Below are 25,969 nucleotides of genomic sequence, written 5' to 3' on the forward strand. Positions count from 1 at the left end.
GAGGTATTTTTTAATGGCTTATTTTGACAACGGTAATCAAATCTTTAAAGATGCTCGTAAGAACCATTACGCTGTAGGTGCTTACAACACTAACAACTTGGAATGGACTCGTGCAGAATTACGTGCTGCTGAAGAAACTAGAACTCCATTGTTGATCCAAGTATCAACTGGTGCTGCTAAGTACATGGGTGGTTACAAGTTCGTTAAGGACATGGTAGCTGACCAAATGGATTCAATGAACATCTCAGTTCCAGTTATCTTGAACTTGGACCACGGTGACTTTGAATCAGCTAAGGAATGTATTGCTCTTGGTTACTCATCAGTTATGTTTGATGGTCACGCACTTCCAACTGATGAAAACTTGGCTAAGACTAAGGAAATCATCAAGTTAGCTCATGAACGTGGTATTTCAGTTGAAGCTGAAATCGGTAAGATTGGTGAAAACCAAGGCGGCGGTGAATTAGCTTCTGTTGAAGATGCTAAGAAGTTCGTTGCAGCTGGCGTTGACAAGCTTGCTTGTGGTATTGGTAACATCCACGGTGTTTATCCAGCAGACTGGAAGGGCTTGAACTTCGACCGTCTTAAGGAAATTGCTGAAGCTGTTCCTGACACTCCACTTGTACTTCACGGTGGTTCAGGTATTCCTGAAGACCAAGTTAAGAAGGCTATCCAACTTGGTATTGCTAAGATCAACATCAACACTGAATTCCAATTAGCATTCCAAGAAGCTACTCGTAAGTACATCGAAGACAAGAAGGACCTTGACAAGAAGGCTAAGGGTTATGACCCACGTAAGTTGTTATTGCCAGGTGCAGAAGCAATTACTGCCAAGATGAAGGAAATGATTTCTTGGATGGGTACTAAGACTATCGATGACGAACTTAAGGATGCTTCATTCGACCGTTCATCATTGAACGAAGAATAATCATTGATTATCAATTAAAATAAAACTCAGCTTTGGCTGAGTTTTATTTTTTTCTAGAAAGAAAAAGTTATGAAAGAATTAAACCTCCAATTGAAAGACACTGAATGGCCATTAGAATATATTGATCATGATCGTAAAATAGTGCGAGCTATCGTGTTTGATGACCAGGAAAATTATTATTTTGTTAGAGCTAAACGTGATGACGACTTTGGTAAGGCAACGCTAATTGAAACTTCAGGTGGTGGCGTTGAAGCTGGTGAAGATTTAGAAACAGCGCTAAAGCGAGAGCTTAAAGAAGAATTAGGTGCTGAAGTTGAGATTATGCATAAAATCGGTATAGTTAGTGACTACTATAATTTGATTCATCGCCATAATATTAATAATTATTATCTTTGCAAAGTCACTTCTTTTGGTGAAAAACATTTAACTAAGGATGAAATAGAAGATTTTCATTTGTCGACTTTAAGGTTGAGTTATCGGGATGCTGAAAAAGAATATCAAAAATGTGCGGAAACTAAAATTGGTAAATTAATTGCGGACAGAGAGTTACCGGTTTTAAGAAGAGCAAAAGTGTTGCTGGGTGGAAATTATGCGTGAGATACTAGTTAAACAAGTAAAGTCATTAATAAAACAGCTATTGAAAAGCAAAGAATCAAAACGTGTGGTGTTGCTTACTAAGAAGAAAGATCGTTCATTAACAGTTGAAGTTGATGGTGAGCAAATGAAATTAACTGAGCAGGGATATGAGAATTCTGTTAATACATTTGCGATTGCTGATAATGTAGCAAAGCATGCTTTCACTGCGGCTTTTAAGCGTGAGTTTCCACGAAGTCATCAGGTTTATGTGAGTGAGAAGTGAGATTTAATTGTAATTAACTAATATGTATGTTTATCTGATTTTTAGCTTATAATTAGAAGTGGAATATCTTAATTATTGATCAAAGCATGGCTCAACCTTTGTTGAGCTTTATTTTTTTTGTAAATATGATGTCAAAATAGTGTGAATTTGATGAATTTAGGCGCAGAAAGGTAAAAATGATATTATATCCATAGTTTGTAACAATGTAAGTGGAGAAATTTATATAAAAATGGAGACGTGGAAAATTATAAATTAAGATGACTAATTTGATTTTAGGCCTACTTGAACGAAACTGTCAAATCTATTTACACAAAAAATTTGACAGTTTCCCTAAGTCAGTAAATGCCGCATCTACTAGTTCCGCTCCTGTTGCAGCTGTCAAAAACAAGGCTAGCTTTACTAAGGAAGGCTATATCATGCGCATTCTTAATGATAAAGATGCGTCAAAGATTTATGTTGGTAAGTCCAACTATAAGAAATTAGTTAAAAATATCACGCCTTCGAAGAAAGCAAAAACCATTAGCCCTAAAAAGGTTCAAAAAGTTAAGTTTAGAATAGAAAAAGTTCTTAACGTTAAGGGCCGCGGTGCTGGTGCACCAGTATATTTGGTTGCTTCTAAGGATAAGAAATATTCTAGTTGGACTACTCAATCTGGTTTGCAATACTATTACTTAAATAGTAAAGCAATGAAGAATGTGAAAAAGCCACTTATGAGAATTGCTAATAGATTGAATACTAGTCTTAAGAAAGCAAACAACAAGCGTGACTTTAATGCTGCTATGAAGGCTGCTAAGAAGTTGCATGGTAATCAAAGAAAGTTTGTTTTACGTTCATTGAAACAATTAAAAAAAGATGGTTCAATGAACGTGGGTGGGACTAATCTATTAATTTTTGGTTTGCAATAAAATAAATAAGCTCAGCATCTGCTGGGCTTTATTTTTTACATAATTCATCTTTCCATCTTAATCCAGCGTCCATGTACTTCAATTTTGCCATCTTTTTCTAGTTCTTTTAACTTACGGCTAAATGTCTCCGGCGTAATTCCCAAATAGCTGGCTAAGTCCTTTTTCTTCAGTTCTAATTTGACTTCATTTTTACCTTGTTCATTGGCCAAGTCATTTAGGTAAGCCAATATCCGTTCTTTGGCATCTAAAGTATTTCTAAGCACTGAATTGTGTTCAATTGCCACTAATTTTTCACCAAAATTATTTAAAAGCTTCAATGATAAATCCGGTGTTTTTTGCAAAAGGTTTTGAAAATCAACACGATTAATTGAGCATACCCAGGTGTCCTCCACAGCTTCAACAAAATTTTCACTTTCGCTTTGTTTGAATAAATGTTGCTGGCCTTCGATATCACCTTTTTGGAGTATACCTAGCACAACTTCTTTACCATCTTTTGATAGATTGTAGACTTTTGCTTTTCCCTGATCGATGACAATCATGCCATCTTTGCCGTCGTCAGGTTGCCTAATGATACTTCCTTTAGGAAATTTTTGTTGGTGTTCGGAGACGGTTACTAGTTTTTCTTTTAATTCAATTGGTAAATCAGTAAAAAGGGCTGCTTTGCTTAAGCAAGCAATTGGTGAATATTTTGTCATAAAAATCCTCTTTTCTAAAATTCTTGATTTAAATCAATTTTATCATAATAGCTTCTTATTATAATTAATTACGATAAGTGTTGAGACAACAAATTATTACTCAAAGATTGTATGATGAATTTGAAAACATCATAGTATAGAGAGGAATTATTAAGATGAAAAAATATATTGCACACATTACCCCATTAAATGCAGATAAGATCGGTTGCGAAGCTCATGGCACCGCTGAATTTACTGAAGATGGCGACAAGCTTCATGTCAAAGTAGAAATGTTCGATACTCCTAAGAATATTGAACACTGGGAACACTTCCACGGCTTTCCTGATGGTAAGGAAGCTCATGTTCCAACTATGGCTCAGGATAAAAATCATGATGGTTTCATTGATTTACCAGAAACTGAAGAAGTATCAGGTACAACCATGGTGCCATTAGATGATGCGCCACAAGACATGAACATCCCTCACGATGGTTATCCTGTTGCAGACGAAAACGGTCATTACGAATACGAAATTGATATTCCATTGGAAAAATTACAAGCTAAGTTCAAGGATGCCTTTGACACTGAAGATCTTCAATTAGATAAACGTGTAGTTTATGTACATGGTGTACCAAAGGATCTTGAATTGCCTGACACCGTTGGTGGTTGCGTAATGAGCTATGATGCGCATACAACTTTGCCAATTGCTGCAGGTAAGATAGAAAAAGCTTAAGGTGAATTTAATGCAAAGTATTTTTTTGAAGATTTTGTGGTTAATTTGTTACCTAATTACCGCGTATTTTACCTTTAGCGGAAAAATGATGCCGGCAATGTACTGGATGGCAGGAACAATGCTAGCTGAAGCGATTGTTTCTTTCGTTTATTGTTTGGTTAATAAGAAAAAAGCTTAATAAAAAAAGCCCGAAATTGTACCGCACTACAAATTTCGGGCTTTTTTGATTGGTAGCTGATAAGGATGGGTCACAGGAACAATTAGCTAAGAAAGTTGATGTTTCAAGACAGACAATCTCGGCGATTGAAAAAGGTAATTACAATCCATCGGTTAATTTGTGTATTAAAATTTGTCAGGCACTAGATAAGACTTTAAATGATCTGTTTTGGCCAGAGTGAGAAATTGAGTTAATTATAAAAGAAGTATAAAATAAAAGATAATAATTATAAAAACTCTATAAAACGTAAATTTTGATTATAAAAAATCTATAAAAAGGAATCTTATGGAAGAAAAAATGTTAAATCCGTTTATGCCTAGTTTTGGACGTTTTCCTAAAATTATCATTGATCAACAAGAAGCATTAACCGATTATTTGACAGGACTGCAAACACATGATGCTAAATATCAAACGTCTTTGGTGTATGGAACGAGAGGATCGGGAAAAACTGTTTTTCTTTTAAATGTTCAAAGGTCTTTAGAGAAATTAGACAATTGGATATTCATTCGTTTAAACAATGGGCAAGGTAATCTATTATTCCAATTAATGCATGGTCTTCAACGAGCAGCAGGGATTTCATTAGTTGATTTATTAAAGAATGTTAAAAGCTTAAATATTATGGGCAATGGTATTACCTGGCAAGCATTACAAGAATCTCAGCAAATTGATTATGATGAATATATTTCTATTTTATTGAGTCGCTTAAAAAAGCAAGGCAAATCTATTTTGATTGGCATTGATGAAATTGAAATTAGTGATGATGTGCGAGCCTTTGGATCAGAATATCAAACTTTAATTGGTGATGAATATGATATTTCATTATTAATGACAGGATTACCAAGCAGAATTTCTGAAGTACAGAATGATAATACTCTTACTTTTTTATTGCGTAGCAATCGGATTTACTTATCTCCGTTAGATGAGGAAACAATAACCGCTAGCTATGAGAAGGCATTTACTAAAGGTAAACGTGAAATTGACTTCATGGTATTAGATGAAATGAGTCGTGCGGTAAAAGGTTACGCTTATGCTTTTCAAACTATTGGTTACTATGCCTGGCGTTTTAGTCAAGAGTCTTTGCAGCTAGATGAGGAGGTTTTAAAGCAGACAATAGAGGCCACTAAAAAAGATTTATTCAGAAATGCTTATGAAAGAATGTATATGGACATTTCTAAAACCGATCGTGACTTTATTAATGCGATGATTAAAGCTGGAACCAATCGGGTGACAACAAAGCAATTGCAAGATATTTTGCATAAACCGATTAACTATATTTCAGTATATCGTGCACGCTTGCTAGATGATCAGTTGATTACTTCACCTGAAAGAGGAGTAGTTCAACTGGCACTGCCATTTTTTGCAGAGTTTGTGGAAAAATATAATTTAGAACATTTAGCTTAAAGAAAGTGAAGATATAGATATGAGTAAATACGATCAATTATGGCAATATATTAAAAACAACAAAACTGGCGACTTTTAGCTCTCATTTGATGAGGTTTAAAAAGCAGCAGGTCTACCAATCGATCATTCATTTTTACGTTATAAGAAAGAACTGCCTGATTATGGCTTTGAAGTGAAGAAAATTTCACTTAAGAATAAGACAGTTAAATTTCATCAACTATAGAGGCAGAATATGGCTTACGATTTTAAAAAAGAAGAAAAACAATTCTATCGTTCGGGCAAGAAGCCTGAATTGGTTGATGTTCCGCAGATGCAATATCTAGCTGTTAGGCGATCCCAATCAAGAGGGCGGAGAATACAAGCAGGATCTACAATTGTTGTATAGTCTAGCCTATACAATTAAAATGAGTAAAAAAGGCTCACATCAGATTAAAGATTATTTCGACTTCGTGGTTCCACCGCTTGAAGGATTTTGGTGGCAAGATGGCGTTAAAGGCATTGATTATGCTCACAAAGAAAGATTCAATTTTATTTCCTGCATTCGGATGCCTGATTTTGTGACAGATGATGTTTTGACTTGGACTAAAAAAGAAGCTGCAGTTAAGAAGGGGTTGGATTTTTCACCAGTTAAATTACTTACTTTGACTGAAGGAAAATGCGTGCAAATCATGCATCATGGCAGTTATGATGATGAGCCAGCTACAATCGACAAGATGCATCAATTTATTACTGAAAATAATTTGAAATTAGATTTTTCGGATAAGCGGCGTCGTCATGAAATTTACTTATCAAATCCTCAGCGCACGAAGGTGGAAAATTTAAAAACGATTATTCGCTTGCCTGTTAAAGAAAAGAAGATGAACAATGACTAAAAAAGTTACGCCACGTTTGGTGATGGCGATTTTATCCGCAGGGATGCTCTCGTTTTTGGGAATCCTTGACGAAACGGCAACGACAGTTACTTTTCCAATCTTGACCAGAGATTTTGCGATTACTACCGATCAAGTTCAATGGGTTAACACCTTGGTGTTGCTAGTGATTGCGACGATTGTACCGATTAGTTCTCAGATTAGATTGCGAATTCCTACTAAAAGTATTTTTATTCTAGGAGTTTCGTTATTTATAGTGGGTTTGCTGATTGATATCGTTACTCCATGGTTTGATCTTTTGTTAGTGGGTCGAGCCTTGCAAGGAATCGGTACCGGTATAGGCTTGCCGCTGATGTACAACATTATCTTAGCTGAAGTACCTAAAGAAAAACTCGGCTTCATGATGGGGATCGGGACGATGATTACCGCTTGTGCCGTGGCCTTTGGGCCGGTGTTCGGTGGTATCGTAACTGATGCACTTAATTGGCGTTGGATTTTCATCATTTCACTTTTTCTGATTATTATTAGCCTGCTAATAGGGATGTATTCAATCGGGCAAATCAATCCTTTGCAAAAAGTGAAGATCAAGTACGGTCAGTGGCTGTCTCTTGCCGTTGCTTTAGTTTGCTTAATGCTAGGCTTTACTCGAATTGCCAAATATTCATTCCTGTCAGTTCCAGTTTTAGTCTTTTTAGTTTTAGGAATCATCAGCTTATTAATTTGGCTAAAAATATCTTGGTCCGATAAGGAAGCCTTGATTAGTCCTAAATTATTTAAAAATTTGCGTTTTAGCATGCAACTAATTGCCTATTGTTTTGCTAAAATTGCGACTTTGGCCTTAGGCTTCATCTTTCCAATTTATGTGCAGGCCGTTAATAATGGTTCAGTTTCACTAGCTGGTTGGATTACATTTCCTGGTGCAGTGATTAACGCATTAATGGCAGCCTTAGCAGGAAAGCTGCTCGATAAAAAAGGTGCGCGTTTGCCGATCATTATTGGCGTAATTGCCAGTCTAACTAGTTTGATTTTGATAAATAAATTAGCACCACTCAGCAGTATTGCCATTGTATTATTGTATGTTCTTTATTATGGCGGTTATGGGATGTGTTTTGGCAGTCTGATGACCAGTGGATTGATTACTTTGAGCAAAGCCAACCATGCCCAAGGTAATGCGATCTTTAATACTTTGCAGCAGTTTTCTGGAGCACTGGGAACTGCATTAGCTGGGACTTTGATTGCGATTGCACAAAATAATAATGTAGGTAATGGCACGGCAATAGGTTCTAAGTGGACGTTTATGGTGCTGCTTGTGCTGATAATTGTTAATTTAGTCCTTGCACTAGTATTTGTACCGAAGAAGAAAAGTAAATATTAAAAGGTTAAAATTATGACTTTTAAAAAATGATAAAAGTTTAAAATTTTTAGATACTGTGGAAGCATTGCAAGGCAAAAAAGAGGTAGAAAATCATACCATTGCTAAAATTGGTAGTTTAAAAGATTTAGATCAATGGATGGATAGTTTATGATTTGTAAGTTCAGTGAAAGCTGAACTTTTTTATTTTGCTTTGTTTAATAATTAAAATCTTCGAAAAATTGATCAATACATTAAGCTAAATCATGGTAATTTTGATTAATATAGAAAGCATAAAGTAAAAGGCTCAGCAAAAGCTGGGCCTTTTATTCACGTTCTTTTTCCTGATCTTGTTTTTGCTTAATTAGATCTCGATTCTTTCCAATTAATATTTCAACTAGTCCTTCAACTATATACATTGCCGGAATTTGTGAAGAAAGATCACAATATTTAAATAATCGTTGCTTATGTTCTTGATAATTAAGCACATATTTACTGATGTTTGCAATAGTACTAGTTGGATTACTGGTGATAGCTACTACTTGATTATCAGAACGTTTAGTACAGTAATTAAGTTGTTCGATTAATTCGGTAGTTTCACCTGAGACCGAAAAGCAAATAATGGTATTGTTACTGGTATTTTCTAGTTGTCTATTTAATGGATAAAAAGGATCGGTAATAGGAAATGCGTTGAATCCTAATAATGCTAGCATTCTTGCAGCATAGACGGCGGTGGAGGCAGAATTGCCAGTTCCCATGATAGGAATATTATCAGATTGATAAAGTTGATCAGCAACGACTCGCAATTTGTTTTCAATATCATTAGGAAAATTTTGTTGATCAATAAATGTTAATGCTTTTTGAGGTGCAACGGTTTGATTGATATTTTTTAAATAGGCTTTGAATTCAGGAAAGCTTGCAAAGCCTATTTTATGAACAAAACGCATTACTGAGGAATTAGCCACATGCGTCTTTTTGGCAATATCACGTACACGCATATACGCTACTTTTTCGGGATTATTAACAACAAAACGGTAAACGGAGAGTTCTACATCTGATAAGGATGAAAGATTATTAAAATCAAAAATAGCCATTCTTTTCCTCCCAACGAATAAATTTATAATTCAATTATAAAGAACACAGTGTTCGAATAAAAGAACAGAAACCTAAAAGTATAGATTTTTACCAGATAAGGCTAAAACTATTGCACTATTACAAGCGCTTACATAGAATAGAAAGCGAGATGAGATGAAAAAGGAGAAAAGATCGTGAATAATCTACAAAAATTTCTAGATAAGTTTTTAGCACCAATAGCTAAATGGATGGGAAACAATTTGTTCTTCTCATCTTTAGCAGATGCTTTCATGAAAGTAACTCCAATTACTTTGGGTGGTGCCTTCGTTCTGTTAATTGGTAATTTCCCAATTCCAGCTTGGACTAACTTTTTACAAAAAATAGGTTGGGCAACACAATTTAACGCTGCACAAAATGCAACTATGAATGTATTGTCACTCTTTGTTGTATTTAACTTTGCTTATGTTTACGCAGAAAAATGTAAATATAATCCATTGCCAGCAGGATTGCTTGCCGCATCAAGTTTTATGATTTTAGCTCCACAAGATTATATGGCTAGAGCATTTGGGACGCACGCTAAGTTGACTCAAGTGACAGCATTTGGTACCAATTACCTTGGTTCATCTGGTATGGTTGTTGCTATTCTTGTTGGTTGGGTTGTCGGGATGCTTTACGTATTCCTCAATAAAAAGAATATCGTAATTAAATTGCCTGACAGTGTTCCACCTAATGTTTCAGCTTCACTTCAGCCATCATTAATTGCCGGAATTATTTTGGTATTAATGACTTTAATTAGAGGAGCATTTAGTTATACTACATTTGGTAACATCTTTGATTGTGTTACTAAATTGGTTCAAACACCACTTCAGACATTTACTGCTTCTCCAATTAGTATTATTGCTATTTACACCTTGGCTAATATTTTATGGTTCTTTGGTATTCACCCTAACATGGTTTATGGTATTGTAATGCCAATTATCATTGCTAACGGTATTGTTAACCAGAATGCATTTAAGGCTGGTCAACCAATGCCATACGTCACCATGGCAATGCTTTCTGTCATTTTAAACAGTGCTTTTGGTGGTCAGGGTGCTACAATCGGTTTAATTATTTCTATGTTTAGAGCAAAATCTGATCGCTACAAACAAATGTTAAAATTGGCCGGAGTACCAGCATTGTTCAATATTAATGAACCATTGGTATTCGGGATGCCAATTATGTTAAACCCCGTTTTCTTCTTACCAATGCTGTTTGAACCTATCATTAATGGTTTGGTAAGTTGGGGATTGATTGATTTGTTCCATGCTACTGTTAACCCATTTATTCAATTACCATGGACTATGCCTGGTGTTGTTCAAGCATTCTTCTCAGGTGGTATTCCATTCTTTATCATCGCTATGGTTGTAGTAGTCTTAAGTACTTTGATTTGGTTCCCATTCTTCAAGATTGCTGATAATAAGGCTGTTGCTGAAGAACAAAAGAATGCTAAGAAAGCTTAATTACCGTAAATTTTAAATAAAATTATAAAAACCCAAGATTTAAATAAAAGAAGTTACTCCGCATGAGTAGCTTCTTTTTTATCTTAAAAGAAATTTTATAAGATCTAAAGAGATCTAAAAATAGACAGAAGATCTAAAGAGATATAAAATAAATTTCGAGAACTAAAAAGATATAAAAGTAGGTGGATTAAAATAATGATTAACATGAATAATCCTTTTGATCCTAACTTTGGTAAGGTACCAAAAATATATTTAGGGCGACAGAAAATAGTAGAAGATATAGTCCAATCACTTGAAAGTGGAACAGGTCCTTATCAAACTTCAATGATTTATGGGATGCGTGGCGTAGGAAAAACTTCTTTGTTAGCTGATATAACCTCCACATTAGAACAGAAGAATAATTGGCTCGTTATCTATTTAGCTATGACTAATGATTTGCTTGCCACCTTAATTCAGAGTATTTATCAGGAAGCTAATAATACAATTAAAAAAGCACTAGATAGGATTGATGGGGTGAAGTTCTCAGCATTTGGTTTTGAACTTGAAGTGCATGTTTCTAATCCTCAGTCTACTTATCAAGTTTTATTAGAAGAAATGTTAAAAGTATTAAAAAAGCATGATCAATCTCTATTGATTGCAATAGATGAAGTTAAAGAAACTCCTGAAATTGTTAATTTGGCTTCTATTTATCAGATAATGGTGCTAAAGGAGTACCCTATTAATATTATGATGACGGGGGTACCTAAAAATGTTTCTGAACTGCAAAATAATGATGTCTTAACTTTTCTTCTGAGAAGTGGGCGCGTGCCATTAGGTCCGCTTGATCTTTTTGACATTAAATATCGCTATCAAAAAGCCTTTGAGAGAGGAAACAAAGAAATCGATAATAATACTCTAATGAAAATAACCAAACTGACTAAGGGATATGCTTATGCATTTCAAGATCTGGGATATTATGTCTGGCAAAATTCTGATAATAAGGTTACGGAAGAAAGTGTGGAGAAATCTATCCCATTATTTAAAAATGATCTTTTTCGTAATGCTTATACTAAGATACTATCTGAATTGTCGCCAACAGATAGGAAATTCTTATTTATTATGGCTAATTGCCCTAAGAATATTGTGGAAATAAGTTATATTCGTGAACAAATGAAAAAGAGTTCCAATTATATTTCTCAATATCGCCAAAGATTGATGGACAGTCAAGTAATCGTAGATGCAGGATATGGTAAGGTCACATTTTCATTACCATTCATGAAAGATTTTTTGCTGGAAGCTGCAGAATTATATGGAATTGAAGAATAAAGCAAAAGAGGTTACTCCGCGTGAGTAACTTCTTTTTTATCTTAAAATTAAACTTTTTGCTTTCATCCACCAGACATGCAAGCAATATGCGGAAGTGAAAGACAGGATCCACGTTAAAATCCAGGTGCCAAACAAAGTCAAGATTGGATGATAGATTGCGTGATATTGCATGTTAAGTCCGCGCCAGACTAGTTGATTCCAAAAGCCATTGGATAAGTATGCTCGATAAGCATAAGTAGCTAAAAAGTGAAAGACGTTTAAACTAGCCCGTGAATTTTTTCTAACTTGGTGCAAACAAAATGCAGAGATTAGTGCAATAACTGCTAAACAGTACAAGGTCATTGATGGCTTGTAGTATGGTGCATTGTTAAAGTTGATGGGATGACCAAATTTTTGTAATTCGATGTTAGTCCAAATGAAGCAACCGATGAACGAAATTGAGATCAGCCACCATAACTTAGTGACTAGCTGGTTGTAATAACCTCGCAGTTGCCAAGCTAACATCCCGTACACACCATAGATAAAGAATGAAATGAACACGCGATCAAGCAGATACCAATCATGTTCATGCACGCCGTGGAAAACGTAGTAGTCATATAACCACAGCCAGGCGAAGTATAGCACAAAAGTAATGATTGCAACCCAAATTCCGCGTGTTAAGTTATGACCGACAAAGCGGCTTAGTGCCCAAAAAAGTGGCATTAAGATAATGAATTGCAACATCATCGTGTTGTACCAAAGGTGTGGTGCCGCATTACCATTAATAAATTGCCAGCAAAATGAACCGATGCTATTAAAATGATTGACTTGTTGCACCCATGGCATCCCAAAAAGGTAAATCAATGTCCACCAAATAGTTGGTACAAACAGATTAGACCAGTTAGCTCGCATATGTTTGGCATATGAGAAACTGCCTTTTTCATCATTAGTCCGAATGGTAGTGTACAAAATACCAAAGATAAAGGCCGGTGCCGTATATTTCACTAAATTATAAAAAACGCCAAAAACGTCCTGCACATGAGTGGGCTGCCCGGTACCCATGATCATCGACATAATTGGCTGCGATATCACAGCCGTACAGGCGAAAACTTTCAAATAATCACCAATATCAGCTGCACTAGAGCTGTTAAACTGATATTTTTTCATAAAAATCTCTCTTTTCTTTTGAATTGTGAGATCCAAAAGAAGTTCAAGTTTAATTTAACGGTATTTTTTAAAAAAAGCAACGGTTTAAATTCATAATTATTTTGTTGCAGCATCTATTTCTTGCAAGAAAACATTGGCAATTTCATTGCTAAACAACCGCTGGGTATCAGTTAAATTATGATGAGGCGAATTTAAATAAATCGTGCGTTGAGGAGCTTCTGGATAAATATGAGCCTTAGTGATATTTTGAGTTTCAAAGTCCTGCCAACTAATAGCTGGGATAAAACCGATCCCAATTCCGCTTGCAATTAACTGCCGCACCGTCGCTGGTTCATCAGATTGATATTGATAATTTAGTTTGATTTTGTGAGCCATTAAAAATTGATCGATAGTTTGTTGAAGCTCGGTTTCTTTATCAAGACCGACAAAGATATATTTTTCAAAATCTTTTAGTTCAATGAAATCCTTGTTAGGAAGAATGCCTTTTTTGGCACCGATCAGCAATTCTTCAGTGGTGATGGGGATGCTATTAAAGTTGGGGATCTTGGCAGTAGAAATAATAAAGTCAAATTGTTCTAGATCTTTGGCAAAACTATTTTTCTGATGAATATTCAAGCTGATATTGGGTAAAACTTCCTGCATGCACAAAATTATTTTAGAAATTAAAGGCGAAGCAACAGTAAATAAGACATTCAAAGGGCTTTGATCGATATTTTTAGAACCTTGCACTGCTTTAATCCCGCGATCAAGCAAATTTAAACTGTCGGAAACATAAGAATAAAACAATTTTCCTTGTTGATTTAGCTTGATCGTTCTGCCTTCACGATCAAATAATTTCACACCGATTTCGTCCTCTAATTGTTTAATAGTTTTGCTGACGGCAGATTGACTGACATAGGCTTCCTTTGCAGCTTCGGTGATTGATCCAAGGGAAGCTACCGAAATAAAGTATTTTAATGTAGTTAGATTCATTTTACTCACTCAATTCATAACTATTTGGTTAAGTATTATTCTATTTAGATATTATAAATTGTCATTCAAACGTTTTAAACTAAAAAATGTGAGATCCAAAGAGGTGATTATTTTGCGAAACTTATGGTTATTTCCGGGTCAAGGTGGTCAAAATCCGGGCATGCTTGACCAAGTCGATCCTCAACTGAAAGAGCAGGTAGAAAAATGGACCAATGTCAAGCTACTGGATACTGCTGAGGGCTATCAAGATTCAGTTCAAATTCAGCTAAGTATTTTGCTTTTGCAGATTGATCAAGTCGATCAATTGAAAAAGTTAGGCTGGCAGCCGACTTTAGTTGCAGGACATTCTTTAGGCATATTTGCGGCAGCTTATGCAGCTGGTGTCATAAATAAAGAAGATATTTTCAAGTTAGTAACTCTTAGAGCTAAGTTGATGCAGGAATGTTATCCAGAAGGCTACGGCATGGGTGTTGTAGTTGGCTTGAGCCGTCCAGAAGTAAAAAAGTTAGTTGCTGAAGTTCATTCAGATACCAATCCAGTTTATATTTCTAATCAAAACTCAGAAATGCAGAATACTATTTCTGGGAAACTCATTGCGATTAAGCAAGTTCTAGCATTGGCTAAAGAAAATGGTGCATCAAAAGCAAAATTGCTGCATGTGCCTAACCCATCGCATTCGCCGCTAATGCAGAAGACAGCCGATCAGCTGAATACTTTTATTGCTCAGCTTAATTTGCATCAACCTAGTTGCATATATTTAGCTAATTACAATGGTCACGCAGTAAGGAGCTTAAAAGATATCAAATATGATTTAGGAAACAACGTAATTTACCCAGTACTTTGGGAAACGATGATGCAGGTTGCTCTTGAATATCAACCTGATGTTAGCTCCGAATTTTCACCTGGAACAGCTTTTACCAAACTACTAAAAGCAAAGACGGATCAATTACATATGGTTACGTTATCGGCAATGTCGATTGATGATGCGGACTATTTATTTAACAAATGGGAGAAAAAAGAATGACAGAAGAAAAGAATTGGCATACTCATCGAGATGCGAAAAATGCACGTTTAGCAAGCGCCAGTTCATTATTTAATGGTAAATTTGCTAAAACCGAAGATGTCGTTGAAGTGTTGAATACTTTAATTAAGCCAGGCGACAAGGTGGTGCTTGAAGGGGATAATCAAAAGCAAGCATCATTTTTATCAGAAGCTTTAACTAAAGTGGATCCTGAACGTGTTCATGATTTACACATGATTATGTCTAGTATTTCATGTCCAGAACACCTTGATATTTTTGACTTAGGTATTGCCTCAAAGATGGACTTTTCATTTGCCGGCCCACAAAGTACACGTGTATCGCAAATGATTGCTGACGGCACAATGACGGTTGGTGATATTCATACTTATCTTGAATTATTTGGTCGTTTATTTATTGATTTGATTCCGAATGTTGTCTTGGTTGCCGCGGATAAAGTTGACCGTGAAGGTAACCTTTACACTGGTTTTAACACTGAAGAAACCCCAACAATTGTGGAAGCCGCAGCCTTTCATGATGGAATCGTGATCGTGCAAGCAAACGAAGTTGTTGATAAATTACCACGTGTTGATATTCCTAGCGACTGGGTCGATGTCATTATTCCAGCTGATAAGCCATATCAATTGGAGCCTTTGTTTACTCGTGATCCACAAGCAATCACCGAATTACAAATTTTGATGGGGATGATGGCAATTAAAGGAATCTATGCTAAGCATCATGTTCAAACCTTAAATCACGGTGTTGGCTTTAACACTTCTGCAATCGAACTTCTATTGCCAACATATGGTGAACAATTAGGACTCAAGGGCAAGATCTGCCGCAATTGGGAATTGAATCCAACTCCAACTTTAATTCCAGCAATTGAAAGTGGTTGGGTTCAATCAATCCACTCATTTGGTGGCGAAGTCGGGATGGAAAAATATATTGCCGCTCGTCCAGACATTTTCTTTGTTGGTAAAGATGGTACCATGCGTTCTAATCGTGCTTTAGGTCAGGTTGCTGGTCAATATGCACTTGATATGTTCGTTGGTTCTACTTTGCAAATTGACCAATGGGGTAACTCTTCAACTGTTACTAATGGTCGTTTGTCAGGCTTTGGTGGTGCACCTAACATGGGTTCTAACCCAACTGGTCGTCGTCACTCAACTCCAGCTTGGCAAAGCTTAAAGCCAGATGATGATCCATTGGCTAAGGGTCAAAAATTGGTTGTTCAAATGGTTGAAACCTTTGGTGCAAATAAGAAGCCAGTCTTTGTTGATCACTTGGATGCTGAAGAAGTTAGAAAAGAAGCTAAGTTGGCTAACGTGCCAATCATGATTTATTCAGAAGATACCACGCATATCGTCACTGAAGAAGGTATCGCATATCTTTACAAGACCGACAGCATGGAAGAAAGAAAAGCCGCAATTGAAGCAATTGCTGGTGTAACTCCTGTTGGTTTACGTTCAAATCCAGAAGAAGTAAAGAAGCTGCGTGAAAAGGGCATTGTCGCATTGCCAGAAGACTTAGGCGTACGCCGTGAAGATGCTAAGCGTTCACTTCTTGCAGCTCAAACTATGGATGATATTGTTGAATGGTCCCATGGCCTTTATAATCCACCTGCAAAATTTAGATCTTGGTCATAATTGAGGAGGAAAGAATAATGGAAAAATTACACTTTGAATATCAAAATTCTACACCCGTAAAGAAATTTGCCCACGTTGGTGTGGTAGCCTCCGGTGACTTAGAAATCTTGGTTTACCCAGCAGATGGGGAAAAGACAACATTAGATATCACTACTGGTAGCGATGGCTTTGAAAAAGTTTGGCAAAATGTGCTCGATCGTTTCTTTGCTCGTTATCCATTAAACGGTAAGTTTATTGTTCACGATTTTGGTGCAACCCCTGGTGTTGTTAACTTGCGTTTGACTCAAGCAATGGAGGCTTTGAAAGATGAAAAATAGTTTTGTTGAATTAAATGGTCGTCAGCGTGCATTTGCATTAGTTGATGAAAACTCTGGTCGCGAATTAGTTGGTCCAGAATATGATATGATTTCGCCTCACCTTGAGCCACAGAAGATTGTGCCCGAAAGTGATGATGGGGTTATCTTAGTTAAAGGTACCTTGAATGGCAAAAATGTTGTCGTGATTTCCATTGAAGGTAAATTCCAAGGTGGTGGTATTGGTGAAGTTTCCGGTGCCAAGATCGTTGCTGCTTTAGAAGAAGCCTTAGATGACAATAAGAATGGTAAGACTATCTATCCAATCATTATTTTGGATACTGGTGGTGTACGTCTTCAAGAAGCAAATTATGGCCTTTTGTCAATTTCTGAAATTCAAAATTCAGTTATCGCGTTGAAGAAATATGTTCCTGTAATTGGTTTGGTGCCGGGTAGAGTTGGTAGTTTTGGTGGTATGTCAATCACTAGTGCCGTTTTGTCATACCTAATTACTACCAAGAAGGCTAGAGTTGCCTTGAACGGACCGGAAGTTATCGAACAAGAAGCAGGCGTACGTGAATTTGACTCTAGCGATAAGGACTTAATTTGGAATACTTTGGGTACTCGTCAAAGAGTTAAGACTGGCATTGCTGATGAATTAGTTGAAGATGATGTTGAAACTATTAAGAATGCGATTTCTGAAGCAATCGATCAAAAGAAGGATGCTCACAGAACTGATAAGGCTGATTTCTATTTAACTTTGCTTGATAAGATCGATTTTTCAAAGCCATTAACTACTGAAGAATATCGCAAGATTTTCAACGAAACAAAAGCTGAAAAGCATGAAATTCCAAGTGCTGTATCTAGCGATACACCAGGTGATAAGAGCCGCGGTCGTTTATGGTTTGAAAAATTAACTGGCATTAAAAATGCTAAGTCAGAATATCCAACAGTTTTAGCAGCTGAAGTTGATGGCAAAGAATATATTGCTATCGTGCCAGACAAGAATAATCGCTTCCCACGCGTACGTAATGGTGAAGTGGGCTTGCAAGAAGGATTTGTCATCTCTAAGATCGTTAATAAGATTGTTGAAGAAGACAAGGATAAAGAGGTTAAGCGTCCAATCATTTTGATTGTAGATGTACCAAGTCAGGCTTATGGTTACAAAGAAGAATTAATTGGAATTCACATTGGATTAGCTTCTAGTGCTGCTGCTTATGCTAAGGCTCGTCAAGCTGGCCACCCAGTAATTGACTTTATTCCTGGGGATGCTGTTTCAGGTGGTTTCTTAGCTCATGGTTTGCAATCTAACCGCATGATCGCCTTAGCTGATAAGTCAATCACTATTCAAGCGATGTCTAAGGCATCTGCTGCTAGAATTACCCAAAGAACTATTGCCGAACTTGAAGAAGCTACTAAACATGTTCCTGCAATGGCTTACGATATCTTCAATTATGAAAAATTGGGTGCTTTATACAAGCTAGTGCATGATGTTTCATCTTGGGATGCCAACGATGATGCAGTTAAGGAAGTTCATGAATTAATCGATGAAGCTATTGCAAGTACAAAGGATCAACCAACTGACTTGCGCTTCCGTTATGAGACTCCAATTGCAATTGAAAGTGGACGCAAAGCTACAATTAAGATGCGCGAAATGGTTGATGATCAATGGGAAAAATAACTAATATTTGGCCGCATGATTTATTAACGTTTACCAATGATGACGACTTAATATTAGAAGAGAATCCTTTACCTGAATGGGCAAAGGATTCTTTGTCTAAGGCTAAAATCGTAGTGGTCAGACGTGGTCAATTCAAAAATGGTTTAATTCCGGTAGGCTTGCGCGGTTACGAGCGTAATCAACGCTTGGCTGGCTATTTAAAAAAGTCTAGTATAGTTAAGCAGTATCATCCAGATTATTTTATTAAGCATGAGTCTTGGTGTGATTTGCCAATTGAAAGGCAAAAATTAATTGCTTTTCAAGCACTGGTTAAGATTGCACCACTTTTAACTGATTATCAGTGGGGAATTAGTGGTTCACTTGCTTATGAAATGGCAACTGGTGTAAAGATGGTCAAAGAAAGTCCAGAGCATACTAGTGATTTAGACTTGATTATGCCCGATTTACCTAAAATGAACGTAGCTGAAGCAAGAAAATTTTTAGCTAGATTAAATCAATTTTGCACGCATGCGGATGTACAAGTAGTTTATGGTGAGAATGGCTTTTCTTTGGAAGAATATGCATTGGGACGTGATCAGCAGATTTTAATTAAAACCGCCACTGGTCCAATTTTAAGTGAAAATCCATGGCAGGCAATTAAAGAGAGATGAAATGGATTTTGTAACTAATGATGGAATTAAAATTAATTACCAGATAAAAGGTAATGGCAAACCAATTATTTTTGTTGCTGGCTTTGGCGGTTATCAAGAAGTATGGACTATGCAGGTTGACTATTTTACTAAAATGGGATATCAGGTGATCACATACGATCATCGCAATTTTGGTCGGAGTCAAAGAACAAAAAATGATCATACTTTACAACGTCTAACTGATGATTTGATTGAATTGGTACAATGTTTAGGCATAAAACAAGCTGTGTTTGTCGGTCATTCAATGGGTGGCAGTTTACTTTTTAATTTGATTAAAACCGCACCAGATTTAGTTAAACTGGCGGTTATCGTAGACCAAACGCCTTTTATGTTGAATACTTCGGATTGGTCATATGGTTTTATGAACTATACGTTAAGTAACTATGTAAGAGAAGCTAAAATGGTTCCTGCTGTGCATGAGACTTTGCACGGTATAGATAATCGAGTAGCGATGAAACTGAATAATGCTAGAATAGATCACCCTTTTAGTAGATCTGATAATTTTGATTTGTTGTGTGAGCATATTGCCCATGATTGGCGTGGGGTGGTCAAAGATAGCCAAGTACCTATCGATGTAATTGCGGCCGTTCAAAGTCCATATTATAATTTTCTTTTTGCAAAATGGATGACTACACAAAATGATCGCGTAAATATGGCTTTGGTTGATAATTGTGGACATGATATCATGGCAGAGGTACCAGATCGTTTTAATCAGATTTTGCGGCACTTTTTGTTAAAAAATCGATACTTGAGTAATTAGAAAGAAACAAATGGCAATAGAAGAGATCGCTCAAAATGCATTAAAAGCATTACTTTATGAAGTAGTTACTAATCCTAAGCCTGGCTTGGTTGATCCAGCTGATGTGGGTTCTCATCCCGATATGAACGTCTATATGTTCATTGATAGTAGCTTAAGTTTGGAAAAATATTTTGTTCAAGCCGCTGAGATTGGTTTTAACTTTACTGGACAAGATTTAAGACAGATGTTTGAACTGCTGCGACAAGCTGGGATTAAGGCAGAGAAGGCAATGCTTGCCGCTACGAATAATGTGAATACGCATAAAGGGGCGGTTTTTTCATTAGGTTTATTCGTCTGTGCATGTGCATATTGTCAAAAACATGGCGGTAATGAGTTTGAAGTAATTCAGATGATGACTAAGGGCTTAGTTAAGCATGATTTGGGAGAGAAGAGCGAGACTGCTGGCGAAAGACAATTTTTGCAATATGGCAAAGGCGGCGTTAGAGCAGAAGCAGAGGCAGGCTACCCTTTGGTGAGAAGTGTCGCATTGCCATTTCTAGCACAGACAAGTGGCGACTTGAATACGCGCTTGCTTGATACCTTGATGGAGATTGTTAGTGAGATTGAAGATTCTAATTTGATTAAAAGGGCTGGTAATGTTGAAGTAATTGATTGGTCGCACAAGCAGGCGCAAAAATATTTGGTATTGGGTGGTTATGGCACTCAAGCTGGCAAGCAATTCATGTTAGAGTTAAATCGTATTTTTAAAGAAAAGAATTATAGCCTTGGCGGTAGTGCTGATTTGCTGATTATTACTATCTTTATGGGGTTGCAGCGTGGAATGATATAAAAATCTTAAGTCATATTGTTTGGGTATTTTCAAAAAGGACATCATACTGAAAGTGAGAAAAATGATTTTTCACGAAAGGATGGGAAATGCAATGGACGATTATGTAATTGATTTTGATTCCTTGAATTACTTAAGACCAGAAACTTTGGCCATCATGAAGCTCTTGGTAAAGAAATACAATGAAAGCAAAGATGATGATGTTTTACAAGATGGAGTAGTAGTTAGCTTTGATGAATTAGCAAAAGCAGCCAAAATTCCAGTTGATAAGTTACCCGATGAGGTCTTTAAAGATCTAGATGCCGAAAGAAATCAGTTTGATGAGGAAAAGAGAGGCTATGAACCATTAGTCGCTAGTTGTTTAGCTGATGAAGAAGATCGTGAATTTAGAATTATCATTAACCACCGCTTGTTTGAATTTTAAAATAATATCAAAAAAGATCGATGATCAACGTTTTTTAACGAAGATCATCGATCTTTTATTTGTCATTAATCTAAATCCGCACCATTTGAGGCAATTACTTTTTTATACCAGTAAAAAGAATCCTTAGGGTAGCGCTTGAAGCTGCCTTTACCATAATCATCTTCATCAACGTAGATAAAGCCATAGCGTTTCTTCATTTCACCGGTACTTGCACTAACTAAATCGATGCATCCCCATGGCAAATAGCCGATTAAGTCAACACCATCATCGATTACTGCTTTTTCCATTTGCTTAATGTGGTCACGGAAGTACTGAATGCGATAATCATCGTGAATTTGATGATCATCAGTCATTTTATCGTAAGCACCAAGTCCGTTTTCTACGATAAATAATGGCTTGTGCCAGCGAGTCGTCATCCAGTTCATTGCATAGCGCAAACCAACTGGATCAATTGCCCAGCCCCAATCATTAGTTTTGATATATGGGTTGGAAACTAAATCTTGATATTCACGATAATCCATGTGATCAGTGTATTTGGCAGTGAATGACATGTAGTAGGAGAATGCAATGTAATCTACTGTACCATTTTTCAATATCTGCAAATCTTTTTTAGTAATATCTAAGTGATAATTCTTACGATCGAAGTAGGCTTTTAACCAATTTGGATATTCACCGTTAACATGCACATCGCCAAAGTAAAGACGTGAATCCATTGCACGCTGAGCAAAAAGAATATCTTCGGGTTTAGATGAAGCAGGGTAAATAGGGCAAAAGGCCAACATACAGCCAATTTGTAATGATGGATCAATAGCGTGTCCAATTTGAACAGCTTCAGCACTAGCTACTAATTCATAGTGTGCTGCTTGATACATCATTTTTTCTTTATCGTCACCTTTTTTGAAAAGTAGACCAGAATTTTTTAACACATTGCCAATATCTTCATAATTGGCTTGATTGTTAATTTCATTAAAGGTTATCCAATACTTAACTTTGTTGTGATATCTTTCAAAACATACATGAGCAAAGCGAGCAAAGAAATCAATTAATTTGCGGTTGGACCAGCCACCATATTCAGTTACTAAATGATAAGGCATCTCGAAGTGGGAAAGGGTGACAACGGGTTGGATACCATATTTTAACAATTCATCAAATAAATCATCATAGAATTTAAGTCCTGCTTCATTAGGCGCATCTTCATCGCCATTAGGGAAGATGCGTGTCCACGCAATTGAAGTTCTAAATGCTTTGAATCCCATCTCTGCCATCAGTTTAATATCTTCCTTGTAGTGGTGATAAAAATCGATTCCTACATGGTTAGGATAATATTTATCTTTTTCGATTGTCTTAGTGATTTCACGAGGATGATCACGATCGCCTAAGGTCATAATATCGGCGATAGAGATTCCTTTTCCGTCTTCTTGATATGCACCTTCAAGTTGATGAGCAGCAACGGCGCCACCCCATAAAAAATTCTTATCTAAAGTTCTAGTCATAAAAAACTCCTTTGATTCATTGCTTATTTGCATTATATGAAATCATTTGCAAGTAAGTAAGAGAAGATGGGAGTTTTGGTATGGTTCGAAGATTTTGGAATAATAATTTATTTTTGGAACAAGGTGTTCCAGATATAAAATGCATGTCAATACAATAGAACTTTACCTAATACCGTGATAACTATCGAGCTTAAGAAAGCGGTTGCATACAATACGGAAGTGTAAGGAATAAGAAGAGTTAAGAAGAGAGAGGAGTTATCATGGGGAAATTCTTCAATAAATATATATTGCCTCCAGTAATGAAGTTTGTTAATACTAAACCAATGCTCTCATTAAGAGATGGGATGGTATTATCATTGCCATTCATTATGATTGGGTCAGTATTCTTGTTATTAGCTTCATTTCCATTACCAGCTGTTGCCAACTGGATGAATGAAAATGGCTTAACTCAGTTTTGGAGTCAAGCATACAACTGTACTTTCGGTATCGGTTCTGTTTTTAGTGTTATCGGTATTGCCTACACTTGGGCAAAGAAAGATGGGATAGATCCAATTCCAGCTGGTATTACTTCATTTGTTGGTTTTTTGATTATTATGAGTCCAACCACGGCAGTTATGCAGGGAACAAAGACTGTTATTTCTGCTAAGCAAGCTCCAGTTTTATTGTCAGCTAATTATATTGACCGTACTTGGTTAGGTGGTCAAGGAACGATTGCAGCAATTATTGTAGGTTTAATTACTGGTTGGATTTACTGCTGGTTTGTTAAGAAAAAGATCACTATTAAATTACCAGAACAAGTTCCACCTGCAGTTGCAAGCTCCTTTGTTGCATTGATTCCGGCTTCCGCATTAACAGTTATGTGGCTACTTGTATACATGTTCTTTGCAAAGTTCATGGATACTTCAATGACTCAATGGATTTATCATACAATTCAGATTCCATTACAAGGTTTGTCTGATACCTTTGGTGGTATTATGCTAGTGGCTTTCTTAATTCCATTCTTCTGGATTTTTGGTGTTCATGGTTCCAACTTGGTAGGTGGTATCGTAGGCTCAATCTTCGGTGCCAATACTCTACAAAATGCTAATATCTTTAAGGAATATGGATATGTAACTGCTGCTCATGGCGGTCATATAGTTGTTTCAGGATTGATTGATCAATTCATTAATGTCACTGGTGCCGGAATTACTATTGGGTTAGTGGTATTCATGACATTCTTTGCTAAATCCAATCAATTAAAGAGTGTAGGTAAATTGACCATTGTACCTGGTATCTTTAATATTAATGAACCTGTCCTCTTTGGTTTGCCAGTTGTTATGAACCCAATGTTAGCTGTACCATTTATGATTATGCCAGCTATTTCTGCAGGCTGTACTTATTGGTTAATTAAATTAGGTGTCTTGCCATATTTGAACGGGATGCAGGTCCCATGGACTACGCCACCAGTTATTTCTGGTTTTATTATTGGTGGTTGGAAAGTTGCCATTTGGCAAGCAATAGTATTGGTAATTAGTTTCTTTGTATATTTACCATTTATTAAGAGATATGACAATATGTTGTATCAACAAGAACAGGCTAAAGCGACTAAAGAAGCTAAATAAAAAGATCGATGATCACCGTTTTTTAACGAAGATCATCGATCTTTTGTTTTTCTATAATCCAAATGCAATCTTGTATAACAATGCACCGCAGATACCACCTGCGATTGGGGCAACAACTGGCACCCAACCGTAATCCCAGTGAGCGGAACCCTTATGTGGTAATGGGCAAAGTGCATAAACGATACGTGGACCTAAGTCTCTTGCAGGGTTTAATGCAGGACCTGTAGGACCACCAACAGCCATAACCAATGCGGTGATTAAGAAACCAACACCGATGTTGGCAATATCTTCTGATTGCTTGAAGAACATGCCACGGTATAAACCAACAGCTACGAATAAAAGAATAGCTGTACCAACAAATTCAGTGATAAAACCGTTCAGCTTACTGTTGGCAGAGTCACCAGTCGCAAAGCTGGCAAAAACAGCGTCATCGCTGGCAGTTCTCTTAATGTATGGCCAGTAGACAGCGACTAACAAAAGCTGACCTACGATTGCACCAAGCATTTGCACCAAGATATATGGCAGAACTTGATCCCAAGGAAATGCGCCTGCACATGCTTGTGCAAGAGTTACGGCCGGATTCAAGTGGTTACCTGAAATTGAACCGAACAACATTGCAGGAAGCATGACACCAAAACCGAAGCCAAATGCGATAAGCAGCCACCCACCATTGGCTTGTCCATCGCGACTGTTACCTCCAGTGTCACGCAATACTGAATTGGCAACTGAACCGTTGCCTAAAACTACCAAAATAATCGTACCGAAAAATTCAGCGAAATATTTCATTAACCAAGTATGTTCCATAGTAGATACTTTTTACTCCTCCAGTAGAAAAAATATGTGAAAAATAGTACAACCAAAGATTATACTCTTAACTGAGAAAATAGATATAGTTATTTTGAAAAAATGCAAGAATTTTGCTCGAAAATAGCTTTCGTTGACTATTCTTAATTATTTTTTTGAATAAAGGTGTAAGAAAGAATAATTTTTGCCCATTGGGTATGGAACCAAGTTCCCCAGATTATGATGAGTTTCAAACTTAATTTTTTAGAAATAATTTTACGTTTATCAATGGCTACAATTTTTGCGGCAATTGTTGGCTTGGATAGAGAAGAGCATAATCATCCAGCTGGCCTTAGAACGCATATCTTGGTTTGTCTAGGAGCGTGTATCTTAGCATTGATACAAGAAGCAATTTGTAATCAGGTTCTGTATTACGCTAAAAATTACCACGATTTGTCAACCGTTCTCGGAGTCGATCCAGCCCGTCTAATCGCTCAAGTGATTGGCAGCATTGGCTTTATCGGCGCAGGCACCATCGTTATTACTCACCATTTTGTAATGGGACTTACTACAGCGACATCTTTGTGGGCTACTGCAAGTATCGGTTTAGCAATTGGCATGGGATATTACTGCATTGCAATTGTCGGTGGAGCGTTTGTTTTGCTGGTGGTAGTCATTTTACGTAAAATTGTTAAAGTAAATACATATAAGCAGGTTGAATTCAAATATACTGATCGTCATACACTTGATCAAGTTTTACAGCCAGCCGTACTTTAAGTAGAATAAAGTACAGGTAAAACATTTTAATTTTAAAGTTGATGCTAATA

27 protein-coding genes and 2 pseudogenes are annotated in these 25,969 nt (G+C 36.6%); 23 read left to right on the forward strand and 6 right to left on the reverse strand.

Annotated features, from left to right (window positions below):
• Window positions 1-13: 13 nt before the first annotated feature.
• The 4 genes from FC37_RS04020 (at window position 14) to FC37_RS04035 (ending at window position 2,689) form a co-directional block, all read left to right on the forward strand.
• Window positions 14-925, forward strand: a complete 912-nt coding sequence (locus FC37_RS04020; protein WP_025005521.1) for a class II fructose-bisphosphate aldolase — start codon at window positions 14-16, stop codon at window positions 923-925.
• Between the two features lie 69 nt (window positions 926-994).
• On the forward strand, window positions 995-1,522 hold the full coding sequence (locus FC37_RS04025) for an NUDIX domain-containing protein (RefSeq protein WP_025005522.1): 528 nt from the start codon (window positions 995-997) through the stop codon (window positions 1,520-1,522).
• Window positions 1,515-1,784: a hypothetical protein gene (locus FC37_RS04030; RefSeq protein ID WP_025005523.1), complete on the forward strand. Its 270-nt coding sequence runs from the start codon at window positions 1,515-1,517 to the stop codon at window positions 1,782-1,784. Before FC37_RS04025 ends, FC37_RS04030 begins: the two co-directional genes overlap by 8 nt.
• 257 nt (window positions 1,785-2,041) lie before the next feature.
• Window positions 2,042-2,689: a hypothetical protein gene (locus FC37_RS04035; RefSeq protein WP_025005524.1), complete on the forward strand. Its 648-nt coding sequence runs from the start codon at window positions 2,042-2,044 to the stop codon at window positions 2,687-2,689.
• 44 nt (window positions 2,690-2,733) lie between these two features.
• Here the strand turns inward: FC37_RS04035 and FC37_RS04040 are convergent, their stop codons facing one another.
• A complete protein-coding gene (locus tag FC37_RS04040; protein WP_025005525.1) occupies window positions 2,734-3,384 on the reverse strand; it encodes a Crp/Fnr family transcriptional regulator in 651 nt (216 codons plus the stop codon).
• Window positions 3,385-3,539: 155 nt separating this feature from the next.
• Between FC37_RS04040 and FC37_RS04045 the strand changes: the two genes are divergently transcribed.
• From FC37_RS04045 to FC37_RS04065, 7 genes and pseudogenes are all read left to right on the forward strand, one after another.
• Window positions 3,540-4,094 carry a hypothetical protein gene (locus FC37_RS04045; protein WP_025005526.1) on the forward strand — a complete coding sequence of 185 codons (555 nt, stop codon included), beginning with the start codon at window positions 3,540-3,542 and terminating at the stop codon, window positions 4,092-4,094.
• A 10-nt stretch (window positions 4,095-4,104) separates the two neighbouring features.
• The gene (locus FC37_RS10485; RefSeq protein ID WP_164477381.1) at window positions 4,105-4,272 is read left to right on the forward strand and encodes a hypothetical protein; all 168 of its coding nucleotides are present in this window, start codon (window positions 4,105-4,107) and stop codon (window positions 4,270-4,272) included.
• A gap of 49 nt (window positions 4,273-4,321) precedes the next feature.
• Complete coding sequence (locus FC37_RS04050; protein WP_025005527.1) at window positions 4,322-4,492, forward strand: helix-turn-helix transcriptional regulator; 171 nt, start codon at window positions 4,322-4,324, stop codon at window positions 4,490-4,492.
• Window positions 4,493-4,596: 104 nt separating this feature from the next.
• Window positions 4,597-5,712: an ATP-binding protein gene (locus FC37_RS04055; protein WP_035434217.1), complete on the forward strand. Its 1,116-nt coding sequence runs from the start codon at window positions 4,597-4,599 to the stop codon at window positions 5,710-5,712.
• A 19-nt stretch (window positions 5,713-5,731) separates the two neighbouring features.
• Window positions 5,732-5,935: pseudogene (locus FC37_RS10740) on the forward strand (hypothetical protein).
• 9 nt (window positions 5,936-5,944) lie between these two features.
• Window positions 5,945-6,584, forward strand: a pseudogene (locus tag FC37_RS04060) (GyrI-like domain-containing protein).
• Window positions 6,577-7,956 carry an MFS transporter gene (locus FC37_RS04065; protein WP_025005528.1) on the forward strand — a complete coding sequence of 460 codons (1,380 nt, stop codon included), beginning with the start codon at window positions 6,577-6,579 and terminating at the stop codon, window positions 7,954-7,956. Before FC37_RS04060 ends, FC37_RS04065 begins: the two are co-directional and overlap by 8 nt.
• A 302-nt stretch (window positions 7,957-8,258) precedes the next feature.
• On the opposite strand, the gene FC37_RS04070 is transcribed toward FC37_RS04065, so the two are convergent.
• Window positions 8,259-9,026: a MurR/RpiR family transcriptional regulator gene (locus tag FC37_RS04070; RefSeq protein WP_025005529.1), complete on the reverse strand. Its 768-nt coding sequence runs from the start codon at window positions 9,024-9,026 to the stop codon at window positions 8,259-8,261.
• A 174-nt stretch (window positions 9,027-9,200) separates the two neighbouring features.
• On the opposite strand from FC37_RS04070, the gene FC37_RS04075 reads away from it, so the two are divergent.
• Both FC37_RS04075 and FC37_RS04080 read left to right on the forward strand, forming a co-directional pair.
• Complete coding sequence (locus FC37_RS04075) at window positions 9,201-10,505, forward strand: PTS sugar transporter subunit IIC (protein ID WP_025005530.1); 1,305 nt, start codon at window positions 9,201-9,203, stop codon at window positions 10,503-10,505.
• A 195-nt stretch (window positions 10,506-10,700) separates the two neighbouring features.
• A complete protein-coding gene (locus FC37_RS04080; RefSeq protein ID WP_025005531.1) occupies window positions 10,701-11,810 on the forward strand; it encodes an ATP-binding protein in 1,110 nt (369 codons plus the stop codon).
• A gap of 36 nt (window positions 11,811-11,846) precedes the next feature.
• On the opposite strand, the gene FC37_RS04085 is transcribed toward FC37_RS04080, so the two are convergent.
• Window positions 11,847-12,956, reverse strand: coding sequence for an acyltransferase family protein (locus tag FC37_RS04085; RefSeq protein WP_025005532.1), 1,110 nt, complete (start codon window positions 12,954-12,956; stop codon window positions 11,847-11,849).
• Between the two features lie 96 nt (window positions 12,957-13,052).
• Window positions 13,053-13,928 (reverse strand): LysR family transcriptional regulator, encoded by an 876-nt coding sequence (locus FC37_RS04090; RefSeq protein WP_025005533.1) that lies wholly within the window; start codon window positions 13,926-13,928, stop codon window positions 13,053-13,055.
• Between the two features lie 103 nt (window positions 13,929-14,031).
• On the opposite strand from FC37_RS04090, the gene FC37_RS04095 reads away from it, so the two are divergent.
• The 8 genes from FC37_RS04095 (at window position 14,032) to FC37_RS04130 (ending at window position 21,265) form a co-directional block, all read left to right on the forward strand.
• On the forward strand, window positions 14,032-14,952 hold the full coding sequence (locus FC37_RS04095) for an acyltransferase domain-containing protein (protein ID WP_338107502.1): 921 nt from the start codon (window positions 14,032-14,034) through the stop codon (window positions 14,950-14,952).
• The gene (mdcA, locus tag FC37_RS04100) at window positions 14,949-16,592 is read left to right on the forward strand and encodes a malonate decarboxylase subunit alpha (RefSeq protein WP_025005535.1); all 1,644 of its coding nucleotides are present in this window, start codon (window positions 14,949-14,951) and stop codon (window positions 16,590-16,592) included. Before FC37_RS04095 ends, mdcA begins: the two co-directional genes overlap by 4 nt.
• A gap of 17 nt (window positions 16,593-16,609) precedes the next feature.
• A complete protein-coding gene (locus FC37_RS04105) occupies window positions 16,610-16,909 on the forward strand; it encodes a malonate decarboxylase subunit delta (protein WP_025005536.1) in 300 nt (99 codons plus the stop codon).
• The gene (gene mdcD / locus FC37_RS04110) at window positions 16,899-18,566 is read left to right on the forward strand and encodes a biotin-independent malonate decarboxylase subunit beta (protein ID WP_056945499.1); all 1,668 of its coding nucleotides are present in this window, start codon (window positions 16,899-16,901) and stop codon (window positions 18,564-18,566) included. Before FC37_RS04105 ends, mdcD begins: the two co-directional genes overlap by 11 nt.
• Window positions 18,554-19,216 (forward strand): malonate decarboxylase holo-ACP synthase, encoded by a 663-nt coding sequence (locus FC37_RS04115; RefSeq protein ID WP_025005537.1) that lies wholly within the window; start codon window positions 18,554-18,556, stop codon window positions 19,214-19,216. Before mdcD ends, FC37_RS04115 begins: the two co-directional genes overlap by 13 nt.
• A 1-nt stretch (window position 19,217) precedes the next feature.
• Complete coding sequence (locus tag FC37_RS04120; RefSeq protein WP_025005538.1) at window positions 19,218-20,015, forward strand: alpha/beta fold hydrolase; 798 nt, start codon at window positions 19,218-19,220, stop codon at window positions 20,013-20,015.
• A gap of 10 nt (window positions 20,016-20,025) precedes the next feature.
• The gene (locus FC37_RS04125) at window positions 20,026-20,844 is read left to right on the forward strand and encodes a triphosphoribosyl-dephospho-CoA synthase (RefSeq protein WP_025005539.1); all 819 of its coding nucleotides are present in this window, start codon (window positions 20,026-20,028) and stop codon (window positions 20,842-20,844) included.
• A 91-nt stretch (window positions 20,845-20,935) separates the two neighbouring features.
• Window positions 20,936-21,265 carry a hypothetical protein gene (locus tag FC37_RS04130; protein WP_013086716.1) on the forward strand — a complete coding sequence of 110 codons (330 nt, stop codon included), beginning with the start codon at window positions 20,936-20,938 and terminating at the stop codon, window positions 21,263-21,265.
• A gap of 65 nt (window positions 21,266-21,330) precedes the next feature.
• Here FC37_RS04130 and FC37_RS04135 read toward each other — a convergent pair whose 3' ends face one another.
• Entirely contained in the window at window positions 21,331-22,758 is a 1,428-nt protein-coding gene (locus tag FC37_RS04135; protein WP_056945500.1) for a 6-phospho-beta-glucosidase, read from the reverse strand.
• 260 nt (window positions 22,759-23,018) lie between these two features.
• Here FC37_RS04135 and FC37_RS04140 point away from each other — a divergent pair, with 260 nt between their 5' ends.
• Entirely contained in the window at window positions 23,019-24,359 is a 1,341-nt protein-coding gene (locus tag FC37_RS04140; protein WP_025005541.1) for a PTS sugar transporter subunit IIC, read from the forward strand.
• A gap of 51 nt (window positions 24,360-24,410) precedes the next feature.
• Here FC37_RS04140 and FC37_RS04145 read toward each other — a convergent pair whose 3' ends face one another.
• Window positions 24,411-25,163, reverse strand: coding sequence for an MIP/aquaporin family protein (locus FC37_RS04145; protein WP_025005542.1), 753 nt, complete (start codon window positions 25,161-25,163; stop codon window positions 24,411-24,413).
• 219 nt (window positions 25,164-25,382) lie between these two features.
• On the opposite strand from FC37_RS04145, the gene FC37_RS04150 reads away from it, so the two are divergent.
• Window positions 25,383-25,919, forward strand: coding sequence for an MgtC/SapB family protein (locus FC37_RS04150; RefSeq protein WP_236697276.1), 537 nt, complete (start codon window positions 25,383-25,385; stop codon window positions 25,917-25,919).
• The last annotated feature ends 50 nt before the right edge of the window (window positions 25,920-25,969 follow it).

The organism is Lactobacillus gallinarum DSM 10532 = JCM 2011, from assembly GCF_001434975.1.
In the GTDB taxonomy this organism is placed as follows: domain Bacteria; phylum Bacillota; class Bacilli; order Lactobacillales; family Lactobacillaceae; genus Lactobacillus; species Lactobacillus gallinarum.

Excerpts from the sequence above, each read along its gene's own strand:
- FC37_RS04020 (WP_025005521.1), top strand. The coding sequence starts at position 14 with ATGGCTTATTTTGACAACGGTAATCAAATCTTTAAAGATGCTCGTAAG.
- FC37_RS04025 (WP_025005522.1), top strand. The coding sequence starts at position 995 with ATGAAAGAATTAAACCTCCAATTGAAAGACACTGAATGGCCATTAGAA.
- FC37_RS04030 (WP_025005523.1), top strand. The coding sequence starts at position 1,515 with ATGCGTGAGATACTAGTTAAACAAGTAAAGTCATTAATAAAACAGCTA.
- FC37_RS04035 (WP_025005524.1), top strand. The coding sequence starts at position 2,042 with ATGACTAATTTGATTTTAGGCCTACTTGAACGAAACTGTCAAATCTAT.
- FC37_RS04040 (WP_025005525.1), bottom strand. The coding sequence starts at position 3,384 with ATGACAAAATATTCACCAATTGCTTGCTTAAGCAAAGCAGCCCTTTTT.
- FC37_RS04045 (WP_025005526.1), top strand. The coding sequence starts at position 3,540 with ATGAAAAAATATATTGCACACATTACCCCATTAAATGCAGATAAGATC.
- FC37_RS10485 (WP_164477381.1), top strand. The coding sequence starts at position 4,105 with ATGCAAAGTATTTTTTTGAAGATTTTGTGGTTAATTTGTTACCTAATT.
- FC37_RS04055 (WP_035434217.1), top strand. The coding sequence starts at position 4,597 with ATGGAAGAAAAAATGTTAAATCCGTTTATGCCTAGTTTTGGACGTTTT.
- FC37_RS04065 (WP_025005528.1), top strand. The coding sequence starts at position 6,577 with ATGACTAAAAAAGTTACGCCACGTTTGGTGATGGCGATTTTATCCGCA.
- FC37_RS04070 (WP_025005529.1), bottom strand. The coding sequence starts at position 9,026 with ATGGCTATTTTTGATTTTAATAATCTTTCATCCTTATCAGATGTAGAA.
- FC37_RS04080 (WP_025005531.1), top strand. The coding sequence starts at position 10,701 with ATGATTAACATGAATAATCCTTTTGATCCTAACTTTGGTAAGGTACCA.
- FC37_RS04085 (WP_025005532.1), bottom strand. The coding sequence starts at position 12,956 with ATGAAAAAATATCAGTTTAACAGCTCTAGTGCAGCTGATATTGGTGAT.
- FC37_RS04090 (WP_025005533.1), bottom strand. The coding sequence starts at position 13,928 with ATGAATCTAACTACATTAAAATACTTTATTTCGGTAGCTTCCCTTGGA.
- mdcA (WP_025005535.1), top strand. The coding sequence starts at position 14,949 with ATGACAGAAGAAAAGAATTGGCATACTCATCGAGATGCGAAAAATGCA.
- FC37_RS04105 (WP_025005536.1), top strand. The coding sequence starts at position 16,610 with ATGGAAAAATTACACTTTGAATATCAAAATTCTACACCCGTAAAGAAA.
- mdcD (WP_056945499.1), top strand. The coding sequence starts at position 16,899 with ATGAAAAATAGTTTTGTTGAATTAAATGGTCGTCAGCGTGCATTTGCA.
- FC37_RS04115 (WP_025005537.1), top strand. The coding sequence starts at position 18,554 with ATGGGAAAAATAACTAATATTTGGCCGCATGATTTATTAACGTTTACC.
- FC37_RS04120 (WP_025005538.1), top strand. The coding sequence starts at position 19,218 with ATGGATTTTGTAACTAATGATGGAATTAAAATTAATTACCAGATAAAA.
- FC37_RS04125 (WP_025005539.1), top strand. The coding sequence starts at position 20,026 with ATGGCAATAGAAGAGATCGCTCAAAATGCATTAAAAGCATTACTTTAT.
- FC37_RS04130 (WP_013086716.1), top strand. The coding sequence starts at position 20,936 with ATGGACGATTATGTAATTGATTTTGATTCCTTGAATTACTTAAGACCA.
- FC37_RS04135 (WP_056945500.1), bottom strand. The coding sequence starts at position 22,758 with ATGACTAGAACTTTAGATAAGAATTTTTTATGGGGTGGCGCCGTTGCT.
- FC37_RS04140 (WP_025005541.1), top strand. The coding sequence starts at position 23,019 with ATGGGGAAATTCTTCAATAAATATATATTGCCTCCAGTAATGAAGTTT.
- FC37_RS04145 (WP_025005542.1), bottom strand. The coding sequence starts at position 25,163 with ATGGAACATACTTGGTTAATGAAATATTTCGCTGAATTTTTCGGTACG.
- FC37_RS04150 (WP_236697276.1), top strand. The coding sequence starts at position 25,383 with ATGATGAGTTTCAAACTTAATTTTTTAGAAATAATTTTACGTTTATCA.